This window comes from Vitiosangium sp. GDMCC 1.1324, from assembly GCF_003044305.1.
Taxonomy (GTDB): Bacteria; Myxococcota; Myxococcia; order Myxococcales; family Myxococcaceae; genus Archangium.
In genome coordinates, this window is the sequence record NZ_PZOX01000016.1 from 149244 (window position 1) to 168908 (window position 19665).

The 19665-nt window shown below is 69.1% G+C and carries 13 protein-coding genes; 7 read left to right on the forward strand and 6 right to left on the reverse strand.

Annotated elements, in window-relative coordinates; genetic code table 11:
- The first annotated feature begins 35 nt into the window (after positions 1-35).
- The 7 genes from cheB to DAT35_RS37420 all read left to right on the forward strand — a co-directional run bounded on the left by cheB (position 36) and on the right by DAT35_RS37420 (position 6141).
- Complete coding sequence (cheB, locus tag DAT35_RS37395; protein ID WP_108074058.1) at positions 36-1100, forward strand: chemotaxis-specific protein-glutamate methyltransferase CheB; 1065 nt, start codon at positions 36-38, stop codon at positions 1098-1100.
- A gap of 6 nt (positions 1101-1106) precedes the next feature.
- Positions 1107-2564: a protein-glutamate O-methyltransferase CheR gene (locus DAT35_RS37400; RefSeq protein ID WP_233261951.1), complete on the forward strand. Its 1458-nt coding sequence runs from the start codon at positions 1107-1109 to the stop codon at positions 2562-2564.
- Positions 2565-2667: 103 nt separating this feature from the next.
- Complete coding sequence (locus DAT35_RS37405) at positions 2668-3531, forward strand: tetratricopeptide repeat protein (RefSeq protein ID WP_108074059.1); 864 nt, start codon at positions 2668-2670, stop codon at positions 3529-3531.
- Positions 3528-3659: a hypothetical protein gene (locus DAT35_RS61930; RefSeq protein WP_255415235.1), complete on the forward strand. Its 132-nt coding sequence runs from the start codon at positions 3528-3530 to the stop codon at positions 3657-3659. Before DAT35_RS37405 ends, DAT35_RS61930 begins: the two co-directional genes overlap by 4 nt.
- Positions 3660-3725: 66 nt before the next feature.
- Complete coding sequence (locus DAT35_RS37410) at positions 3726-4643, forward strand: 5'-nucleotidase (protein WP_108074060.1); 918 nt, start codon at positions 3726-3728, stop codon at positions 4641-4643.
- A gap of 125 nt (positions 4644-4768) precedes the next feature.
- On the forward strand, positions 4769-5053 hold the full coding sequence (rpmE, locus tag DAT35_RS37415) for a 50S ribosomal protein L31 (protein WP_108074061.1): 285 nt from the start codon (positions 4769-4771) through the stop codon (positions 5051-5053).
- Between the two features lie 197 nt (positions 5054-5250).
- Positions 5251-6141 (forward strand): site-specific DNA-methyltransferase, encoded by an 891-nt coding sequence (locus DAT35_RS37420; RefSeq protein ID WP_108074062.1) that lies wholly within the window; start codon positions 5251-5253, stop codon positions 6139-6141.
- A gap of 78 nt (positions 6142-6219) precedes the next feature.
- On the opposite strand, the gene DAT35_RS37425 is transcribed toward DAT35_RS37420, so the two are convergent.
- The 6 genes from DAT35_RS37425 to DAT35_RS37450 all read right to left on the reverse strand — a co-directional run bounded on the left by DAT35_RS37425 (position 6220) and on the right by DAT35_RS37450 (position 19538).
- Complete coding sequence (locus tag DAT35_RS37425) at positions 6220-9762, reverse strand: efflux RND transporter permease subunit (RefSeq protein WP_108074063.1); 3543 nt, start codon at positions 9760-9762, stop codon at positions 6220-6222.
- Positions 9759-11282, reverse strand: coding sequence for an efflux RND transporter periplasmic adaptor subunit (locus tag DAT35_RS37430; protein WP_108074064.1), 1524 nt, complete (start codon positions 11280-11282; stop codon positions 9759-9761). Before DAT35_RS37430 ends, DAT35_RS37425 begins: the two co-directional genes overlap by 4 nt.
- Complete coding sequence (locus DAT35_RS37435) at positions 11279-12502, reverse strand: TolC family protein (RefSeq protein ID WP_108074065.1); 1224 nt, start codon at positions 12500-12502, stop codon at positions 11279-11281. Before DAT35_RS37435 ends, DAT35_RS37430 begins: the two co-directional genes overlap by 4 nt.
- 655 nt (positions 12503-13157) lie before the next feature.
- Positions 13158-17348, reverse strand: a complete 4191-nt coding sequence (locus tag DAT35_RS37440) for a protein kinase (protein WP_108074066.1) — start codon at positions 17346-17348, stop codon at positions 13158-13160.
- A gap of 339 nt (positions 17349-17687) precedes the next feature.
- A complete protein-coding gene (locus DAT35_RS37445) occupies positions 17688-18332 on the reverse strand; it encodes a hypothetical protein (RefSeq protein ID WP_108074067.1) in 645 nt (214 codons plus the stop codon).
- Between the two features lie 18 nt (positions 18333-18350).
- Positions 18351-19538 (reverse strand): hypothetical protein, encoded by a 1188-nt coding sequence (locus DAT35_RS37450; protein ID WP_146210055.1) that lies wholly within the window; start codon positions 19536-19538, stop codon positions 18351-18353.
- Positions 19539-19665: the final 127 nt, after the last annotated feature.

The window sequence follows — 19665 nt, forward strand, 5'->3', positions numbered from 1 at the left end:
ACTCGGACCGGTCGCGCACGGGGTATGGAAGCCACATGGGCAAGAAAGTGTCGGTGCTGGTCGTTGACGACTCGCACATCTGCCGACAGCTGATCTGCGAAGCACTGAGCCGGGATCCGGATCTGGAAGTCGTCGGGACTTGCGCCAACGGCAAGGAGGCCCTCGAGGCCGCGAGGGATCTCCGTCCGCAAGTCATCACCATGGACGTGGAGATGCCGGTGATGGACGGGCTGACGGCCGTGGAGCACATCATGGCCGAGGTGCCCACGCCCATCCTGATGCTCACGGCGGATCCCCGGCATCAGGCGCCGGAGCTGACGTACCGGGCGCTGGAGCTGGGCGCGCTGGCGCTGCAGATCAAGCCCTCCATCGACGCGGGGGCGGAGGCGTGGAACCTGTCGCGCGAGGTGAAGTTGCTGTCCTCGGTGCGGGTCATCCGGCACATCCACAGCAAGCGCCGGCCCCCGTTGCCGGGCAGCGGCGGCGTGACGCCGGCTCCCGCGCCGGTGGGCATGCCCTACGGAGTGCTGGCGGTGGCCTGCTCCACGGGAGGTCCGCAGGTCCTCTTCCGGATGCTGTCCGAGCTGCCGGCGGACTTCTCCACGCCCATCGCCATCGTGCAGCACATCAACGCCGCCTTCTCCGAGTCGCTGGCGGGCTGGCTGGCCAACTCCTCGAAGCTGAAGGTGCGGCTGGCGCAGGATGGCGAGCAGCTCCTGCCGGGCAATGTGCTGATCGCCCCGCCGGGGCAGCACATGATGATTCCCTTCCGGGGGCGGGTGGCGCTGCGGCCGGGCGTGGAGCGGGATGGGCACATGCCCTCGGGGACGGTGCTGATGGAGAGCGCGGCCAAGGCCTACGGGCGGCGCACGCTGGGGCTCATCCTCACCGGTATGGGCGAGGACGGAGCCGAAGGCATGCTCGCCATCAAGCAGGCGGGGGGAATGACGCTGGCGCAGAACGAGGAGTCCTGCGTGGTGTTTGGCATGCCAGGAGCGGCGGTGGCCCGCAAGGCGGTGGACCACCTCGTCCACGGCGACGACATCGCGGGGGCATTGGTGCGGCTGGCTCGCGGTGAGTCCCTCTCCTTGGGACGTTGAGGCCCGGTGGCCCCCACCCCTCCGCCCGTCTTCAGTCAGGTCCACGCGCTCGTGGCGCGGCGGACGGGCATGGCCCTGAGCGAGCTGCAGTGCCGGCGGCTGGACGAGAAGCTGGCATCGCGGCCGGGTGGGATGAGCATGCAGTACCTGCTGTACCTGCAGTCCCCCGCGGGGCTCGCGGACCTGGCCGAGCTCATCGACGCCATCGCCGTGCAGAAGACGGAGCTCTTCCGGGATGAGTCACAGCTGGCGGCGCTGCGCTCGCACGTGCTGATGCCGCTGGTGGCGAGGATGCACCGGCCGCTGCGGCTGTGGAGCGCCGGCTGCGCCACCGGTGAGGAGGTGGCCACGCTGCTGGTGATGCTCGCCGAGGCGGGAGCGGATCCTTCCAGCACGGTGCTGGGCACGGACATCTCGGAGTCGGCCATCGCCCGGGCGCGGGAGCTGTGCTTCACCTCGGAGCAGCTGCAGCGGGTACAGCCCGGGGTGCGCGACCGCTGGTTCGTGCCCGTGGGCGCGGGCCGCTTCACCCTGGTGGGGCACCTGAAGGAGCGGGCCAGCTTCCAGTGCCACAACCTGATGGACGCGCCGTACCCGACGGCGGCGGAGGGGCAGGGCTTCGACGTCGTCCTCTGCCGCAACGTGCTCATCTACTTCACCCCCGAGTCCTTCGACCGGGTGGTGGAGCTGCTGGCCGGGCGGCTCGCTCCCGAGGGCATGCTGGTGCTCTCCGCCGCCGAGCCCCTGTTGCGCGCGCCTCCGTGTCTGCGCACCGTGCGCTTCGACCAGGCCTTCTTCTATGCCCGTGCGCAGGAGGCCACGCCTTCCTCCGACGGGGTGCTGCCCGGAGCCGTGAGGACGCCGAGCTCCAGCGGCCTGCCGGCGGTGGGTGCACGGCCGTCCCTGGGGAAGACGCCGAGCTCCAGTGGACTGCCGGCGGTGGGTGCACGGCCGTCCTCGGAGCCGGGCTCCACGCTGGCGGCGGGGACGGACAAGGGCCGGGAGCCTCGGAGCTCGGGACGCTTCCCGGTGGTGGCTCCCGCGAAGGCGCCGGAGTCCCCGGTGTCGGGGCGCTTTCCCTCGGTGTCCGGGAGCTTCCCCGTGGCGCCCGTGAAGGCGGAGGCCCCGGGTGGAGCGCAGCCCGGGGGCGCTGGCGCGCACGAGGCCGACGCCCTCTTCGCCCAGGTGCTGGAGTGGGCCCCGGGAGGCGATGCGAGCCCCCAGACGGCGGAGAAGCTGCGGCGCTGCCTCGAGCTGGATCCGGACCTGGCTGCGGCGCGCTACCTGCTGGGGATGTTGCTCGAGCAGGGCGATTCCCCGGCCGAGGCCGTCGAGGAATACCGGCGGGCCCTGCGCTCGCTGGAGGAGGGGAGGGCCCGCGCCACGCCCTTCTACCTGAACAACGCCCGGCTCCAGGTGGCCTGTGCGCACGCCATCGAGCGGTTGGAGCGGGCCTCCTCCTGACCCACCGGACCCACGTTGCCGCGTTGATGGGCAGGCAGGCGGGGCGCGGGGACGAGAAGAAGCCCACGCGGGCCGAGGGGTTTGCCCGTAAGATGCGCGCCCTATGCGAAGGCTTGCTCTGATCGCCCTCCCGCTCGCGATCTCCGGCTGCTTCTACCCAGCGGATCGCGGGCGCACGCTGGAGGCGCGCCTCGATAAGATCGACGCCACCCAGGCACAGCTCCAGGCGGAGCTGAAACAGACGCACGAGCAGCTCGACGCCACGCTGCCGCGCATCGACGAGAAGATCGCCGAGGTCTCCAAGGCCCTGCAGGGTCTGGACACCGCCTCGCGCCGCACGGGCGCGGACATCGGCATCCAGCTCCAGAAGACGGTGGAGGACCTGGCGCAGCTGCGCGGCCAGGTGGAGACGTACCTCCACAAGATTGGCGAGCTGGAGGCGGCGCTCGCCAAGACGAGCGACGAGACGGACAAGAAGCTGGCGGCGCTCAAGGGCGACGAGGCCCTCAAGGAGGCCGAGGCCCGGAAGAAGGCCGAGGAGCTCAAGCGTCCCACGGACAAGAAGGAGTTCCTCGCGCTGGCGCAGGAGAAGGCCAAGGGCGGGGACGTGGCGCTGGCCCGGCAGCTCTACGCGGAGTTCCTCAAGAAGTGGCCGAAGGATCCGCTGGCCGCCGACGCCCACTATGGCCTGGGCGAGACGTACTACGCCGAGGACAAGTGCCGGGAGGCCCTCTTCGAGTACGGCAAGCTGCTGCAGGAGTACCCCAAAGCGGACGCCACGCCGGACGCGTACCTGCGCTCGTCGGACTGCTTCAAGAAGCTGAAGATGGCGGAGGAGTCGCGGCTGGCGCTTGAGGAGCTCGTGAAGGGCTACCCGAAGTCGGAGGCGGCGAAGACGGCCAAGACCCGGCTCTCGGAGCTGGAGAAGGCCAAGAAGCCCGAGCCGAAGAAGGGAACCAAGAAATGAAGATGCGTCCGGCGCTGCTCGCCCTGCTGGCCCTGCTGCTGACGCCCCTGGTGGCCGGTGCGGCACCCAAGCAGGTGGTGCTCCTCTTCACCGGAGACAACGGGGGCGAGATCGCCCCCTGTGGTTGAAGCCACAACCCGTCTGGCGGTCTGGCCAGACGAAAGACGGCCCTCTCGCAAGAGCGCGCGAAGGGGATGCCGGTGCTGGTGCTGGATGCGGGTAACGCGCTCTTCAAGCTTCCCACTCCGGGGGGTGACCCGAAGGAGAAGGAGCGTGCCGGGCTATTGCTTGAGCAGATGGACGCGCTGGGCACCACGGCCATGGCGGTGGGCGCTCGCGACCTGACGCTCGGGACGGACTTCCTCGTCAAGGGCACGAAGGACCGGAAGATGAAGCTGCTGTCCGCCAACCTGGTGGATGCGGGAGGCAAGCTGCTCTTCCCGGCCTCCACCGTGGTGACGGTGGGCGGGGTGAAGTTCGGCCTGGTGGGGCTCTCCCCCGAGGGGCCGGTAGCCACGCAGAAGGGTCTGATGGGCAAGCCCCCCCTGCCGGCCGCCCTCGCCGAGTCCCGCCGCCTGCGCGCCAAGGACAAGGTCGACGTGGTGGTGGTGCTCGCGGCGGTGCCCTACCTGGAGGCCGTCAGGCTCTCCACGGAGGCGGGCAACGCCGTGGACTTCATCATCCAGTCGAACGACAGCCGGACCCTGGGGGTCGCGCAGCGCGAGGACTTCGCCGTCCTGGTCGCGGGGGGAGAGCGGGGCCGGCAGCTCGGCCGCCTGGAGCTCGCCGTGGATGGGACGGGGCCCTTCGTGGACCTCGACGAGGTGACGCGCGCCCAGCAGAACCTGAACATCCTCGACACCAACCTCCAGCAGGCGAAGCAGAGCCTGGCCGCCGCCAAGGACGAGCGGACCCGCAAGATGTGGCAGGAGACCATCGACAGCTTCGAGACCCGCCGCAAGGGGCTGGTGACCCAGACGGAGGCGAGCAAGCAGGGGGTCGGGCGTACCCTCCGCCTGTCGTACCTCATGCTGGGGACCGGCTTCACGGATGATCCCGCGCTGAAGCAGCGGGTGGAGCGAATCCAACCCCCGGGTTCCGCATCTCACTAGAGCTGGACGGGGCCCGGTAACGGGCCTTGTGCCAGGGCCGGTCCGCCGTTATAAGCGCCGGCCTACCTCTAGAACGCCAGACCTCCCACCTTGGGGGTGGGGGCAAGGCGTGGGAGTCGTCGAACATGAAGGCTGATCTGCATCCGGTCTACCCGCCCTCTCGCATCACCTGCGCTTGCGGCAACGTCGTCGAGACCAAGTCCACGCGTGGCTCGTTCACGGTGGAAGTCTGCTCGAACTGCCACCCCTTCTTCACCGGCAAGTACAAGCTGCTCGACACCGCGGGCCGCGTGGAGAAGTTCCGCAAGAAGTACGCGGCGAAGCCCGCCGAGGGTGCCGCGCCCGCCGCCGCTCCGGCCGAGGGCACCGCGCCCGCCGAGAAGAAGACCACCAAGAAGGCCAAGGCCTAGTCTCTTCCGCACCGCTTCGTAGCACCCGCCGAGCACGGCGCTGGATGCCTCTCCACGAGGCACTCCCGCCGTGCTCGCGGCGTTTCTGGCGCTCGTGTTTCTCGTCAAGTTTCTGGGTGCTACAGCCCAGAAATTGGACGTAGCAGCATGTTGACCGCACAGTCCCGCCCGTCACGACGACCCCTGACGGAGGCGAGATGTCCGCGGAAGCCGCAGCTCCTGCACTGAAGCTTGTTCAGCAGCCCTCGCTGCGCGAGAGCCTTTTCGCCAAGAGCGATGCGTACCGGCTGTACCAGGGCGACAGCCTGGCGCTGCTCGAGCAGTTCGAGCCGGGTACCTTCGACATGGTGTTCGCCGACCCCCCCTACTTCCTGTCCAACGGGGGCTTCACGTGCAAGAACGGCAAGCGCGCCGCGGTGAACAAGGGCGGCTGGGACGTGTCGCGCGGGGTGGAGGAGGACCACGCCTTCACCACCGCCTGGCTCAAGGCCTGCCAGCGGGTGCTCAAGCCCACCGGCACCATCTGGGTGAGCGGCACGCAGCACGTCATCTTCTCGGTCGGCTTCGCGATGCAGAAGCTCGGCTACAAGCTGCTGAACACCGTCACCTGGTACAAGCCCAACGCCAGCCCCAACCTGGCGTGCCGCTACTTCACCCACTCCTCCGAGCTGCTCATCTGGGCCTCGCCGAAGCCGGCCTCGAAGCTCCAGCACACGTTCAACTACGCCAAGATGAAGGCGGAGAACGGTGGCAAGCAGATGCGCGACGTGTGGGCGCTGCCGCGCACGGGCGACGAGGAGCTGGCCGCCGACGAGTCCGGCCGCGTGTGGACGATGACCGCCCCGCGCCGCGAGGAGAAGGCGCACGGCAGCCACCCCACGCAGAAGCCGGTGTCGCTGCTCGAGCGCGTCATCGAGGCGAGCACCCCCGAGGACGCGCTGGTGTTGGATCCCTTCAACGGCAGTGGCACCACGGGCGTGGCGGCGATGAAGCTGGGCCGGCGCTACGTGGGCATCGACATGGACGAGCAGTACCTGAAGCTCTCGCAGAAGCGCCTGGCCGAGGCCGAGCGCAACGCGGGCCGCTAGTGTCGAGTACCGGCCACTCGCGAAGCGGTGGGGCGCGCCTTCACGTTGCCCTGCCAAGCACGTCCGTCGCTCATGGTCCTACGGCAGCCGTCCGTGCTTGAGCTGCCACAGCCTCCAGTAGGTGTAGACGACGGGGATGATCTCCAGCGTCAGGAAGGCTGAGGAGAGGAGTCCCCCCACCATTGGCGCCGCGATGCGCTTCATGACATCCGCACCGGTGCCCTGGCTCCACAGGAGTGGCACCAGGCCGAAGAGCATGGTGGAGACGGTCATCAGCTTGGGCCGCACGCGCTGGACGGTGCCCTCCATGTGCGCCCAGATGATGTCGTTCAGGTCGCGCACCTTGCCTGCCCGCAGGCGGCGCTCGAAGGCTGCGTCCAGGTAGACGATCATCACGATGCCCGTCTCGGCGGCCAGCCCTACCATGGCGATGAGGCCCACGTAGCTGGCTGTGGAGAGCCGGTAGTCCAGCAGCCACATTAGCCAGATGCTGCCCACCAAGGCGAAAGGCACTGACAGCAGGACGATGAGCGCCTCGGTCAGGTGCTTGAAGTTGGCGACCAGCAGCACCACCACCAGGAGCAGCGTCAGGGGCACCACCCACTGCATCCGGGCCATCATCTTCTCCAGAAGCTCGTACTGGCCGGTCCACTGGAGATAGCCCCCTTTCGGCAGGTGCAGCCGCCCGTCCACCACCGCGCTCGAGACGGCGGCCTTTGCGTCGTGGACGTACCCGCCCACGTCACGCGCGCCCGTGTCCACGTCCACGTAGACGTAGCCGACCAACAGGCCCGCCTCGTCCCTCAGCATGGGCGGCCCTTGCACCACCTTCACCTCCGCCAGTTCCGAAAGCGGCACGAATGCCTGCCCGGGTAGAGGTGCCTCCGGTCCCCCCTTGCGCGTGGACGCCGCGGCTCCCATGCCTCCACTCGCCGGCACCATGGCACCGCCCGGTGGCATCGGACTCATTCCCATGCCGCTATCGGAGGCCGTCCGGCCGGGGCGCTCGGGCAGCCGCAGCTCCGTGCCGCTCGGCATTCCCGCGGCACCCGTGCGGCCCATGCCCGCCATGTCCGCCTGTGCCAGCGCGTAGGGGCCGGAGAGCAGGCGGCGAACGTCCAGTCCCGTTTTGCCCATCGTCCCCATGCCGGAGGTGCCCATCCCCGTGGCGCCGGTGCGCAGTGGCACCAGCACCTCGCGCAGCTTCTCCACGTCACTGCGCACGTCGCGCGGGTAGCGGACATTGACGCTGAAGCGGTTGCGCCCCTCCACCGTCATCGTCACTGGCTCCCCACCGATGGCGCCCTCGATGATGTCGTTGAGGTCTCCCACCGTCATCCCGTAGCGGGCGAGCGCGTCACGGTCGGGGATGATGTCGATGTAGAGCCCTCCCTGGGAACGCTCATAGAAGGCGCTGCGCGTGCCGGGCACCGCCGCCAGCACCCGCTCCAGCTCCTCCCCGGCCCGCTCGATTTCGGCCAGGTCCGTGCCGAAGACCTTCACCCCCACGGGCGTGCGGATTCCGGTCGTCAGCATGTCCAGCCGGTTCTTGATGGGCATGGTGAAGGCGTTGGTCCAGCCGGGCAGTTGTAGGGCCGCGTTCATCTCCGAGAAGAGCTCCTCGGTCGTCTTCCGCCGCTCGTCGGGGAAGAGCGGGCGGAAGGGTGCTTGGAGCCACGTGGGCCAGTGGCTGTAGAAGCGTTCGATCTCCACCTTGCGCCACTCCGCGTGCGGCTTCAGCCGTACCACCGTTTCCACCATGGAGAGGGGGGCTGGGTCCGTCGCGGTCTCCGAGCGCCCTACCTTGCCGAAGACGGACACCACCTCGGGAAAGCCACGCAGGATGCGGTCCTGAACCTGAAGAGCGCGCCGTGCCTCCTCGATGGAGACGTTGGGCATGGTCACCGGCATGAAGAGCAAATCGCCCTCGTCCAGGGCGGGCATGAATTCGCTGCCCAGCCGGGGGATGAGGGGCAGAGCCGAGATGACGGCCAGCACGCCGATGGCGAGCGTCGTCTTCGGCTTGCGCAGCGCGACATAGACGAAGGGCTTGTAGAGGGCGACGAGGAAGCGACTCACCGGGTGGCGGTGCTCGGGGACGATGCGCCCCCGGATGAAGAGCGCCATCAGCGCGGGCGCGAACGTCACCGACAGCAGCGCCGCGAAACCCATGCTGAACGTCTTCGTGTAGGCCAGCGGCTTGAAGAGGTGCCCTGCCTGCCCGTTGAGCGCGAAGATGGGCAGGAAGGCCACCGTGATGATGAGCAGCGAGAAGAAGATGGGTGGGCCCACCTCGCGGCTTGCCTCGGTGATGGCCTTCAGCCTCGCGCCCTCGCCCGCGTCTGGGGGCAGGTGCTCCAGGTGCTTGTGGGCGTTCTCCACCAGGACGATGGCCGCGTCCACCATGGCGCCCAGGGCGATGGCGATGCCACCCAACGACATGATGTTGGTGGAGATGCCGAGCGCGTGCATGGGGATGAAGGCGAGCAACACCGCCACGGGCAGCGTCAGGATGGCCACCAGCGCGCTGCGCACATGCAGCAGGAAGGCGATGATGATGAGCGAGACGACGAGGGCCTCCTCGATGAGCGTCCGGTTCAACGTGCCCACGGCCCGGTCGATCAGCCCTGAGCGGTCGTAGACGGGTTGCACCTCCACTCCCTCGGGCAGGGAGGGCTTTATCTGCTGGAGCTTCTCCTCGATGCGGGTGATGAGGGCGCGGGCGTTCTCCCCGTAACGAGCCACCACCGTGCCCCCGACGACCTCTCCCTCACCGTCCAGGTCGGCTGCCCCGCGCCGGATGTCGCCGCCCAGGGAGAGCGTGGCGATGTCGGTCAGCCGTACCGGCGTGCCGGTGGGGCTCGCCTTCACCACCACCTTGCCCAGCTCTCCCAGGTCCTGAAGGTAGCCGCGCCCGCGGATGTAATACTCGCGCCCGCTCATCTCCAGTACCCGCCCGCCCACGTCCGCGTTGGAGCGCCGGAGGGCCTGGGCCACGTCACCCAGAGTGAGTCCCAGCGCTTGGAGACGGCGCGGGTCCACCGTCACCTGGTACTGCTTCTCGAAGCCGCCCACGCTCGCCACCTCGGCGACGCCGGGGACGCTCTCCAGCGCGTAGCGCAGGTGGAAGTCCTGGAGGGTGCGCAGCTCGGCGAGGTCGTGCCTGCCGCTCCTGTCCACGAGCGCGTACTGGTACACCCAGCCCACTCCCGTGGCGTCCGGACCCAGGGTGGGGGTGACGCCCGGGGGCAGCCGGCGCTGGAGCGTCTGGAGGTACTCGAGGACGCGGCTGCGCGCCCAGTAGACGTCCGTCCCCTCCTCGAAGAGGACGTAGACGAAGCTCATGCCGAACATGGACACGCCGCGAACGTCCGTCACCTTCGAGGTGGCGAGCAGCGCCGAGGTGATGGGGTATGTCACCTGGTCCTCCACCAGCGGGGGACTGCGGCCCATCCACTCGGTGAACACCACCACCTGCGGATCCGACAGGTCCGGGATGGCATCCACCGGCACCGCGCGCATGGAGAAGAAGCCCGCCGCTGCCGCCACCAGCGTGGCCGCGATGACGATGGACTTGTGGCGGGCGCACCATTCGATGAGGGCTGCCAGCAGGCGGCTCATGGCGACCTCCAGAGCTTGGGAATGGCGTTCTTGCAATCGGCCTCCATCGTTCCCATGCCGCGATGGACGCGCTCGCACTGCTTGCACTGGGCGTACTTGTCGGGGGCGGCCCGGGCGTCGAACTCGGTGTCGCAGTCCGGCCCCGAGCCGGGTGGGGGTGGCGCCCGGGATGGGGCGGCCTGGGGCGCGGAGGCCACGGAGGCCCGCAGGCGGCTCTCCGAGTCGATGAAGAAGTTGCCGCTCGCCGCGATGCGCTCGCCCTCGGCGAGGCCAGACAGCACCTGCACCCGGTCCCCTGCTCGCGTCCCCACCACCACGGCCCGGGGCTCGAAGCGGCCCGCCTTCACCTCCACGAAGACGTAGCGGTGCTCTCCGGTGTCGATGAGGGCTTCCGCGGGAAGGGTGAGACCCTCGGTCGCGGGGAGGCCCACCACCACGCTTCCGAACAGGCCGGGCTTGAGTTTCCCCTCCGGGTTGGTGAAGGCGATACGTACTGGCAGGGTGCGCGTCTGCGCATTGAGCGTGGGGTAGACGTACTCGATGCGCCCCTGGAAGGTCTCTCCCGGGTAGGCGTCGAGGTGGAGCTGCACGGCGAGGCCCTTGCGGACACGGGCGACGTCGCGCTCGTACACCTCCGCCACCACCCATACGCGCGAGAGGTCGGCCACCTCGAAGAGAGCGCGATCCGGTTCCACCCGGTCCCCCTGTGCGACGTTGAGAGCCGTCACGAAGCCGTTCACCGGGCTGCGGAGGAGCAGCTCGTGCTGCGCCTGTCCAGAGGACTCGATGGCCGCGATGTCCGCCGGGGAGATGCCGAGCAGCCTCAGCCGTTCGCGCACCGGCCCGGCGGTATCTCCTCCCCAGCGCAGGGCCTGGAGCAGCTCGCGTTGGAGCAGCTGCAGGTCATCACTGTAGATGGCGGCCAGTGGCTGTCCCTTCTTCACGGGGGCGCCTTGCTCGGCGACGAGCAGCTGCTCGACGTAGCCAGTGACGCGCACGGAGACGCGAGCCAGCTTGGACTCGTCCGCCGTGACCCGGCCGAACAGGGAGAGGGTGCCCGCGAGCGGCTGGCGGCGCACCTCCTCGACACGCACGCCAATGGCCTGGGCCCGCCCGGGCTCCACCTCCACGGGCACGAGGCCCGGTAGTGCAGGCCCACGCTGGCCGGCCTCCTGGGCGTGCCCATCCTGCACGGCCGCGTTCTCTCCCTCTGGCTTCACCGGCACGAGGGGCATGTTGCAGATGGGGCAACTGCCCGGTTTGTCGGAGACCACCTGCGGGTGCATCGGGCAGGTGTACCGGGTGGCTGGCCGGGCAGCCTTCTCCTGCCCGGGCGCAGCGTGGCCCTCCTCGTGCGGAGAGGCTGGATGCGAGGCTCCGAAGATCGCCAGCGCCAGGGTGTAGATCGCCGCGAGGGCTACCAGCCCGAGAATGACCCAGCGCACGATGGCCATGGCCCGCGTCCCTGGCGGCGGGGCCTCCTCCCCCTCGGGGAGGGGGTTGTGGGGATGGTCGGTCATGGCTTTTCCTCCTGGATGAGGCTGAGCCCCAGGGCCCGGCGCAGATCCGCGATGGCATCTCCCAGCGCCGCGCGCTGGCGTACCTGTGTGAGCCGCGCGTCCAGGAGCGCGTTCTCCGCATCCAGCAGGGCCACGAGGTCGGCCTGGCCCGCCACATAGGTCGCCCGGGTGGCCTCGAGCGTCCGCTCCGCGCTCGGCAGCAGGCGCTCCTCGATGACCTGGAGCCTCGCCCTGGCGGCGGCGGTACGCGCCCGCGTCTCCGCCACCTCGTAGCGGGCGGCATTCTCCGTGGAGGCTTGCGCGAAACGGGCTTCCTCCACCCGGTGTCGTGCCTGCTCGGCTTCCGAGGCCCGCTTGCCCGACACCCACGGCAGTGGCACCTGGACCATGAGGGAGTAGGCGTCTGGCATGCCGGGCATCAGCATGTAGTCGAAGCCCACCATGACCTCTGGAACGAGGCGGGCGCGCGCCGTCAGGGCCGCGTTCTCCTGGGCCTGTTTGGCGCGCAGCTTCGCCGCGCCCACCTCGGGACGCTCGGCACTTCCCGAGGGCAGCTCGGCCTCGGGCTCGGCGGCGCGTGGCAGCGGCACATCCGGCGGCCGACCCAGAAGAGCATTGAGCAGCGCCGTGGTGCCCCGCAGCTCTTCCTGGAGTCCCCCGATGCTGGAGTGCAGCCGGTAGAGCTCCGTCTCGGCTCGGAGGATGTCCGCCTGCCGCGCCTGCCCCGCCACGTAGCGTGCCCGGACGGCGGCCAGAACCTCGTTGCCCAACGCGGCATGACGCTCGTGGAACTCCAGCTCGCGTTGCAACCGCCAGGACTCGGTGAGGGCATGCGCCACCTGGGCTTCCAGCCGCAGGCGTGCCGCACGGTAGTCCGCTTCCCGTGCGGCGGCCCCAGCCTCGGCGGCCCGGCCTGCTCGCTGGAGCTGGCCCGGGAAGGGCACCATCTGACGGATGCCCAGCATGTGCATGTTCGTGGCGCTCGGGTCGAAGGGCCTCGCCAGCGGCTGCTGCCATGCCTGATAGGAGAGGCTCGGCTCCGGCCAGGCCCGTGCGCCCGCGACACCCGCGCGCTCCGCGTCACTTCCGGCCCGGGCCTGGGCCAGCTCCGGATTGTGTTGCAACGCTTCGTGGATGGCGCTGCGTAGGTTCATCACTTCGGGCCCGGCCTGTGCGGAAACCACCAGCACCAGCCCGCCCACGACGGCGGAAAAGGACATGTTTCCCTCTGACGGCGCCCTGGGGGCGCCGCTTGGATGAGGTGGCGCACAGCGCCCTGGGCAGCCGCGCGGCCATCCCAGGTCATCAGCGCGTCACGAGGAGAGCCACGGCATGAGGACGTGCTTGGGCCTACCCACCACGCGGTGGCACGAGCGCGTGCACGTCACCCAGCGACAACCAGCGGAAGGCCGGTTGCTGGCCGGTTCCTCATCTCAGGAGGGGACGGTTGATCTGCAGTGGAGGTGGTGAGGGGGCGAATCTGGGGAGTGCCGGTGGGGCTGGCCTGGCCGCCCAGATGGCCTCGAATACGACGGGGGGCACCGCGACCGCTACCTCGGGCAGATGGACCGAGCGGGCATGCGGCTCCGCGGGTGGCGGAATGGGGGCCGCGCGGACAGTGCAGCAATCCGCCTTGAACGCGGGCCCACCACTCGTCGGAGCCTTCTTGCAATGCGGGCAGGAGGGCGGGCACTCCGCTCGGACCTGTGCCGACATCGCACGACACTCGACGAATGCCAGAGCGGGCGTGGCGGCCCAGCCCGTCACGGCGATCAACAGCAGAGTGGTGATGGCACGTGCCCACATCACAGGCGCACCTTAACGACTTGGTTCCCGGGCCTTCAATGTGGATCGCCAGGAAAACTGCCTACAACCCTAGGCCGGTGGTGGGCTTCCCGGTGAGTGCTCGGGCTCGGACGAGAGCTCGGCCAGCAGCTCCCGGGCGGCCTTGTGGTCCCGAAGGTCGAGGCCTTCGGTGAACCGGTCGCAGACCTCCGAGAGGAGGACGCGGGCTTCCTGGGTCTCACCGGACTGTCGCATGAGCCGGGCCAGGCTCGAGACCGCGCGCAACTCGTGGAGTGTCGCCCCGGAGTCATGGGCCTCCTGGCGTGCCTGCTCCAGGGAGGCCCGCGCCGCTTCCGTCTCGCCCTGCCGCAGCAGGAACTCACCCCGCAGCCGCAGCAGCTCTGTACGGGACCGGCGGGCCATGAGGGTCTCGAGGAGCCCCAGCCCTTCCTCCACTGCGGCCAGCCCTTCCGCGAGCTGCCCCGCGAGGAGCTGGGCCTTGAGGAGGCATCCCAGACAGGTGGGGTAGACGACCATGGCGCCCATGGCTCGCAGCAGGCCGAGCCCCTGGCGGATGGTGGCGATGCCCGCGGCCGCGTCCCCCAGCTCGGCGGTGGCCCAGCCGTGGACGCAGTGGCCGAGCGCCAGCGTGAACAGGAACCCGTTTCCGGCGGAGATGGAGATCAGCCGGTTGGACAGATCTCTCGCCGCTTCGGGCTCACCCGCCTCGTACTCGATGGATGCGCAGAACGAGAGGACGACGGCGACGGCATAGGGGTGCGCCTCGGCCATCGCGAGCGCCCGCTGGTAGGCCTCACGGGCCCGGACCATGTTTCCCCGCATGCTCTCGCCGAACGCCTCGGTCAGTTGCACATAGAGGATCTGCTCGGAGACATAGCTCTGGATGCCACCGCCGCGGATGTGGGCCACGTCCCCCAGGGCGCGCTCCCGGTCGAGCACCTCCCGGGCCTGGGCGCAGTGCCGCAGGGCCTCGGTGTAGGCGCCCCGCCAGAAGTTCCAGGCCGCGAGCGCCGCATGGGACACCACTCCCGTCGTCGGATCGTCACTGCTCTCGATGAGGCCCTGGTAGAGCGCGGCGATGCGGCCCGTGTCTTCGCGCTCGCCTCGGACCAGCGCGACGACCCAGATGCCCCAGAGCACCGAGGAGGGGACGTCGCCATAGCGCTCGCACAGCGCGCGAGCCCGGGAGTAGGCCTCCTCGACCTCGCTGGCGGCATAGCCCTTCGTCGAGATGAGGATCTGCCCCAGCTCGACGCTCAGGGCGATCTCCCGCTCGTCCCGCTCGCGCGAGGCGGGCAGCAACGCGAGCTGCTCGAGGGCCCGGGTGAAGTGGGTGACGGCCTCGGAGCAGGCGGACTTCGCTCCGGCGCGCTGACCGGCCCGCTGCCACAGCTCCGCCGCCTGTGCTGCCAGCCCCGCCCGGGAAGCATGGTGCGCCAGGACCTCCGGCTGCTCTTCCATCATCGCGGGGAAGCGCTCGCTCAGGACGTGGAAGATGCGCGTGTGGAAGTGCTGGCGCGTGCTCCGTGGCAGTGACTGATAGGCGGTGTCCTGGACGAGCGCGTGCTTGAAGGCATACGTGAGCTGGGGAGGCCAGCCCTGCTGGAAGAGGAGCCCGGCCTGCTCGAGCCGCTCGATGTCCTGTTTCAGCTCGTCTTCTCCGAGGAACGAGACGGCGCGGAGTACGTCGTGGTTGAACTCCCGGCCCAGCAGGGCCGCGAGCTGCGCCAGCGCCTTCGCCCGGGGCTGGAGCTGGTCGAGCCGGGCCAGGAGGAGCTCCTGCAGCGTGGCGGGGATGGGTGGAATGCCGCCCTCGCGAACGGGTCCGGCCGGGCCCTGCTGTTCCAGCATCATCCGGGTCATCTCCTCGATGAAGAAGGGGATGCCGTCGGACTTCGCCACGAGCTGCTCCACCGTTCCGGCCGGCAGCGTCCTGCCCTGGGCGGTCTCCTGGACCAGGCGCGTGGTGGCCTCGGGGGACAGGGGCTGGAGCCGCAGCTCATGGAAGCCGGGATGGCCCGCCCAGTCATGGGTGAGCTCGGGCCGGGTGGTGAGCAGGACGCAGATCCGGATGCGCTCGATGTTCGCCAGGAGGAACCCGAGGAACTGGAGGGTGGAGGGATCGGCCCAGTGCACGTCCTCCACCACGAAGACCAGGGGCCGCTTCTGGCTCAGCCGTTGGAGGAGCTCCGACAGGGCCTGCACGCCGCGCTCCCGCTGACGCTCCGGTGGGAGCAGCGGGAACGAGGAGCCCTCGGGGAGCGGCAGGGAGAGCAGTGCGGCGAGGGGCGCGACGTACTCCGGGTCCATGCCATACGCCGACAGCCGCTCCTCCAGGGTCCGCAGCTTCTGCCGGGGAGTGTCCACGGGCGCGAGCTCCAGGATGCGCTGGAGCCAGTCGATGAGCGGGTAGAAGGCGCTGTTCTTGTACTGGGACCAGCACTGACACCGGGCCCAGGTGCTCGCTCCCGGGGGCTCCTGGTCGTGCAGCTCCTGGACGAGCCGGGACTTGCCGATGCCCGCCTCGCCTCGGAGCAGGACGACCGCGCCGTGCTCGTGCGTGGCCTCGTCCTGGAGCAGGGTGAGCCGCCGCAGCTCGCGCTCCCTTCCCACCAGGGGCGTCAGCGGGCCCATCACGAGCGCCCGGTCGAAGCGCGTCACGTTCCTGAGCTCGTGGAGTACCTGGTGGACGCCGATGGAGCGCGAGCCCAGGAGGCCCTCGAAGATCCACTGTCCCAGGGGGCGGGTCTGGAAGCGGCCTCGAACGAGCGCATGGGTCTGATCACTCAGGAGCACCGTGTCCCGCTCGGCCTGCGTCGCCAACCAGGAGGCGATTCTCGGTCCCTCGCCCTGCATGGCGGGCGCCACTCCGTGGAACTCGGGCATGACGTCGGCCAGGGCCACCATGTCCGTGTGGATGCCCACCTTCACGGACAGCCCGTGACGCCACAGGCACAACAGCTGTCCGGGGAGCTCCTGGAACTGCCGCAGCGCCGCGCGCACCGCATGATCCGCGTCCTCCTCCTGGACACGGGGGTAGCCGAAACACGCGAGCACCTCGATGCCCACGGCGGTGGTGATGACACCTCCCTGCTGATGAATGATGTGCGTGCAGGCGCGGTGGAAGGCCGCCTCCAGCTCGCTGAAGTCCTCGGGATCGATCTCCCCGGTGCCCGGAGCCAGTTGGAGCCGGCAGGCCACGAGTGTCACCTGCCGCCGCTCGGCGTTGACCCGTGGACGCTGGGGACGGAGGGCGAGCCGCTCCTGGAGCGCGCACAGCTGCTTGAGCAGCTCGGAGCCATCGGCGGGCCGCTTGTCCGGCTCCTTGTCCAGGGTGGCCGCCACGAGCTGATCCACCTCCTCGGGCAGCTCGGGCCGGCGCTTGCGCACCGAGGGCATGGGCGCGGCGGAGAGGGTCTGGGCCCGGAGCTCATGGGGGCTCAGCCGCGGGAAGGGGAGCTCGCCGGTGAGCAGCTCGTAGAGGAGGATGCCGCAGGACCAGATGTCGTCGTGGGCCTGGGGCGGCGTTCGCCTCCAGCGCTGCGGGGACATGTAGGGCGGCGTTCCCGAGCCGCTGGAATCGACCTCGGTACGGGTGCCGATCAGCAACCGGGAGAGGCCGAAGTCGAGCAGCTTCACCCGGTGGGTGGCGAGGACGAAGACGTTGCCCGGTTTGAGGTCCAGGTGGACGAGCTGGCGCTCGTGCGCATGCGCCAGGCCCGCCGACACATCGACGACGATCTCCAGGATGCGCCGCAAGTCCAGCCGCTCGCGCTGGAGGAGCACCTGCAGGGACTCCCCCGGAAGGTATTCCATGACCAGGAAGGGAATCCTCGTGGTGGGGACGCCCCTGCTCGAGCGGATGCCGGTGTTCCACAGGGAGACGTCGTAGATGCGGACGATGTTGTCGTGCTCGAGCCGCGCGGTCGCCTGGGCCTCCTCGCGGATGAGCTCCGCCATCTGCTCCGGGGCCAACCGCAAGAAGGAGAGGAGGAACTTCAGGGCGACCGTTCGTTGCAGCTCGTGGTCGAGCGCCCGGAAGACCTGACCCATGCCGCCCCGGCCGACCAGCCCGAGGATCTCATACCGGCTCCCCTCCAGGCCGCCCAGCCGCTCTCCCAGGACAGGCATGGGGACCAGGGTGGGTTGCTCGGCGACCTCTCGCAGGAACGAGTCATCGAACTCGGAGCCCGTGAGTGGAAGGGACTCTCCGGTGAGGAGTGCCTCGTTCGCTCCCTCGAGATCGACGGCGTTGCCCATGGCGTTTCCCTCTCTGAATTTCTACTGCTCGCGGGAGGGCCTGTCCGCCGTGCGCTCTACGGCACCGACGGCGCCAGAACGAGGACGGAAAGGAGGGCGACAGGACGAGGCACCGCCACCTCGGTGGCATGGATGGCACCCGATGCGTCCCTGTGCCATTTCCTCCGACCCAGATAGAGGTCCGTCGTTGTGATTGTGACTTCGTGATTGTGATTTCGGCCGGTAGTCCTCCCGAGCGGACGCGGTCCTCAGCCCGGTGGGGGCTCGGGTTCGGACGAGAGCTCGGCCAGCAGCTCCTGGCTCTTGCCTGGCCTCGGGAGGGCCTGTCCGCCGCACGCTCTAGGGCACCGTCGGCGCCTGGATGAGGACGGAGAGCAGCGCCACGGGACGGGGGACCGCCACCTCCGTGGCAAAGATGGCACCCGCGTAGAGGCCCGGTGCGACTCCCTTGAGTGTACGCGCGGCCACACCTCGACCGAGATCGACGAGGGAGACCTGCACCCGATCACCCCCTGGTGAGAGTCCGGCCCGGACATGATCCCTGGCGGATATCGTGCGAGCTCCCGCGGCCTGGCTGGCCGTCGTCGCTCCCGTGCCATTTCCTCCTATCAGGAAGAGATCCGTCGCCGTCGTTGTGACTTCGGGCGGAAGGAAGACATTGAGCGGTGCGTCGACGGGATCGTGGAACTCGGCGTCGCCATCCACGACGAGGAACAGGGTGGGGAGCTGCCGCACGTTCTGGGTTCCCAAGAGCCACGGCGTCGCCGCCAGCTGGGCCAACGCGTCCCACGTCCCGGCGGCGTCCTTGAACCATTGGGTGGCGTCATACTGCCCCGCCCTCATCCTCTGGAGGATGTCGGACCAGCGGGTGACCTGGTCCTGCAAAAACGAGGTGGTGGCTATCAGCACATCATTCCAGAACTCCGTGGAGCTGGTGGGGTCCGTCTGAAGCCCCGTGCTGCTGCCATTGGTGCTCGTCGTCATCGTGGCCTCCCTTCATGTCTAGCATTCGAGGCTCTGGAGAAGCTGGTTCATCCAGAGCCCCACGATGGCTGGTGCGAGGTAGGAGAGTGCCTGTCCGTTGCCGGCTGGACCCTCGTTGGGGATGCGTCTATCCAGGAGGTCCGAGTAGCGGATGTTCTTCACCGTGCGCAGCCTGAACCGACTCCCCGGTGGGCTGGGGAGCGACTGGACGCACTGGAAGCCGCTGTCGACGTTGAGGCCTCCGTTCTGCACGATCACGAAGATCTGACTGCCTGCACAGGCATAGAGAGCGAAGTCCAAGCGGATTGCCCTGGCGTGCGTGTCCACGGCGTATTTGATTCGCAGATGGTTCTGGAACGAGGCGGCGCGATTCGTGTTCCAGTTCCATTCGACGTTCTCGAAGAGGAATCCCTCCCAACTCGTCCCGATGGCCGTCCTGTTGGTGATATCGCGGGTGAACTCCTGTCCATTTGGGGCCAGCTCCTCCTGGAAGACCTCGGGCCAGAACAGCGAGGGGCCCCAGCTCCGAGGATCCAGCATGCGAGCGAGTATCCCGAAGTCGCAGATGACCTCCGAGGGAATGTCCACCGTCGTGACCAGCGATAGCAGGTCCAGGGTGCTCTCGGGCCTGGGGGGCTGGGGTTGAGCGGCCCCCGTGTCGAAGCACGTCTCGACGTCCAGGCTGGGGGTCTCGGCGGGCGTCGGGCTCGGCTCGATGCCCTGAGGGGAGGGAGGGAGAGCCTCCCGTGGCTGAAGCGCCTGCTGGGAGCTGGCGTCCCTGCGGCGGATGAAACGCCGGATGTCGTCGTTGCTCGGCGTTCGGCCCGCGATGTCCGACCCGCCGAGCACGCTTGCCGTATACTCCTTCACGAAGGATTTGGGATCCTTCACCTCCCGGCCGCTGAGCTCCGAGAGCTGGGGGATGAACTCCGCCCGGTGCTCGACGATGACGGCGGAGGCCAACCTGGCCTCGGCGACAGCCTTCGCCCCCCCTAACCGCGGGCTCCTGAGGAGGCTGTCGGGGAGTTGCTGGAGTAGCTTGATGGCGCTCGGGAGTGGGATCGGCTGCATGTCTGGAGTGAGGGCACACGAGGGAACGCCTCGCAGGTCGGTATGAAGGAACACGCTGGCCAGGGCCGCGCGCGCTTCATGGACACCCGGGGGCCGCTCGGGAAGAAAGGGGTCGGACTGTTGCTTGTCGCTCATCGGGACTCCACCGCCGAGGCCTGATCGAGTCACCCAGGTAGAAAATGAGTCAGCTCGGTGTGATCTCAACTGGCGGCCGTGCGGCGGGTCGGGTGCCCTGCCGTAGGCTGCCAGGAGGGGCGACCTG

What these genes read in the sequence shown, in the direction of transcription:
- DAT35_RS61930 (WP_255415235.1), top strand. Translation starts at nt 3,528, where the DNA reads ATGAAGATGCGTCCGGCGCTGCTCGCCCTGCTGGCCCTGCTGCTGACG.
- DAT35_RS37420 (WP_108074062.1), top strand. Translation starts at nt 5,251, where the DNA reads ATGTCCGCGGAAGCCGCAGCTCCTGCACTGAAGCTTGTTCAGCAGCCC.
- DAT35_RS37405 (WP_108074059.1), top strand. Translation starts at nt 2,668, where the DNA reads ATGCGAAGGCTTGCTCTGATCGCCCTCCCGCTCGCGATCTCCGGCTGC.
- cheB (WP_108074058.1), top strand. Translation starts at nt 36, where the DNA reads ATGGGCAAGAAAGTGTCGGTGCTGGTCGTTGACGACTCGCACATCTGC.
- rpmE (WP_108074061.1), top strand. Translation starts at nt 4,769, where the DNA reads ATGAAGGCTGATCTGCATCCGGTCTACCCGCCCTCTCGCATCACCTGC.
- DAT35_RS37410 (WP_108074060.1), top strand. Translation starts at nt 3,726, where the DNA reads ATGCCGGTGCTGGTGCTGGATGCGGGTAACGCGCTCTTCAAGCTTCCC.
- DAT35_RS37435 (WP_108074065.1), bottom strand. Translation starts at nt 12,502, where the DNA reads ATGTCCTTTTCCGCCGTCGTGGGCGGGCTGGTGCTGGTGGTTTCCGCA.
- DAT35_RS37450 (WP_146210055.1), bottom strand. Translation starts at nt 19,538, where the DNA reads ATGAGCGACAAGCAACAGTCCGACCCCTTTCTTCCCGAGCGGCCCCCG.
- DAT35_RS37445 (WP_108074067.1), bottom strand. Translation starts at nt 18,332, where the DNA reads ATGACGACGAGCACCAATGGCAGCAGCACGGGGCTTCAGACGGACCCC.
- DAT35_RS37425 (WP_108074063.1), bottom strand. Translation starts at nt 9,762, where the DNA reads ATGAGCCGCCTGCTGGCAGCCCTCATCGAATGGTGCGCCCGCCACAAG.
- DAT35_RS37430 (WP_108074064.1), bottom strand. Translation starts at nt 11,282, where the DNA reads ATGACCGACCATCCCCACAACCCCCTCCCCGAGGGGGAGGAGGCCCCG.
- DAT35_RS37440 (WP_108074066.1), bottom strand. Translation starts at nt 17,348, where the DNA reads ATGGGCAACGCCGTCGATCTCGAGGGAGCGAACGAGGCACTCCTCACC.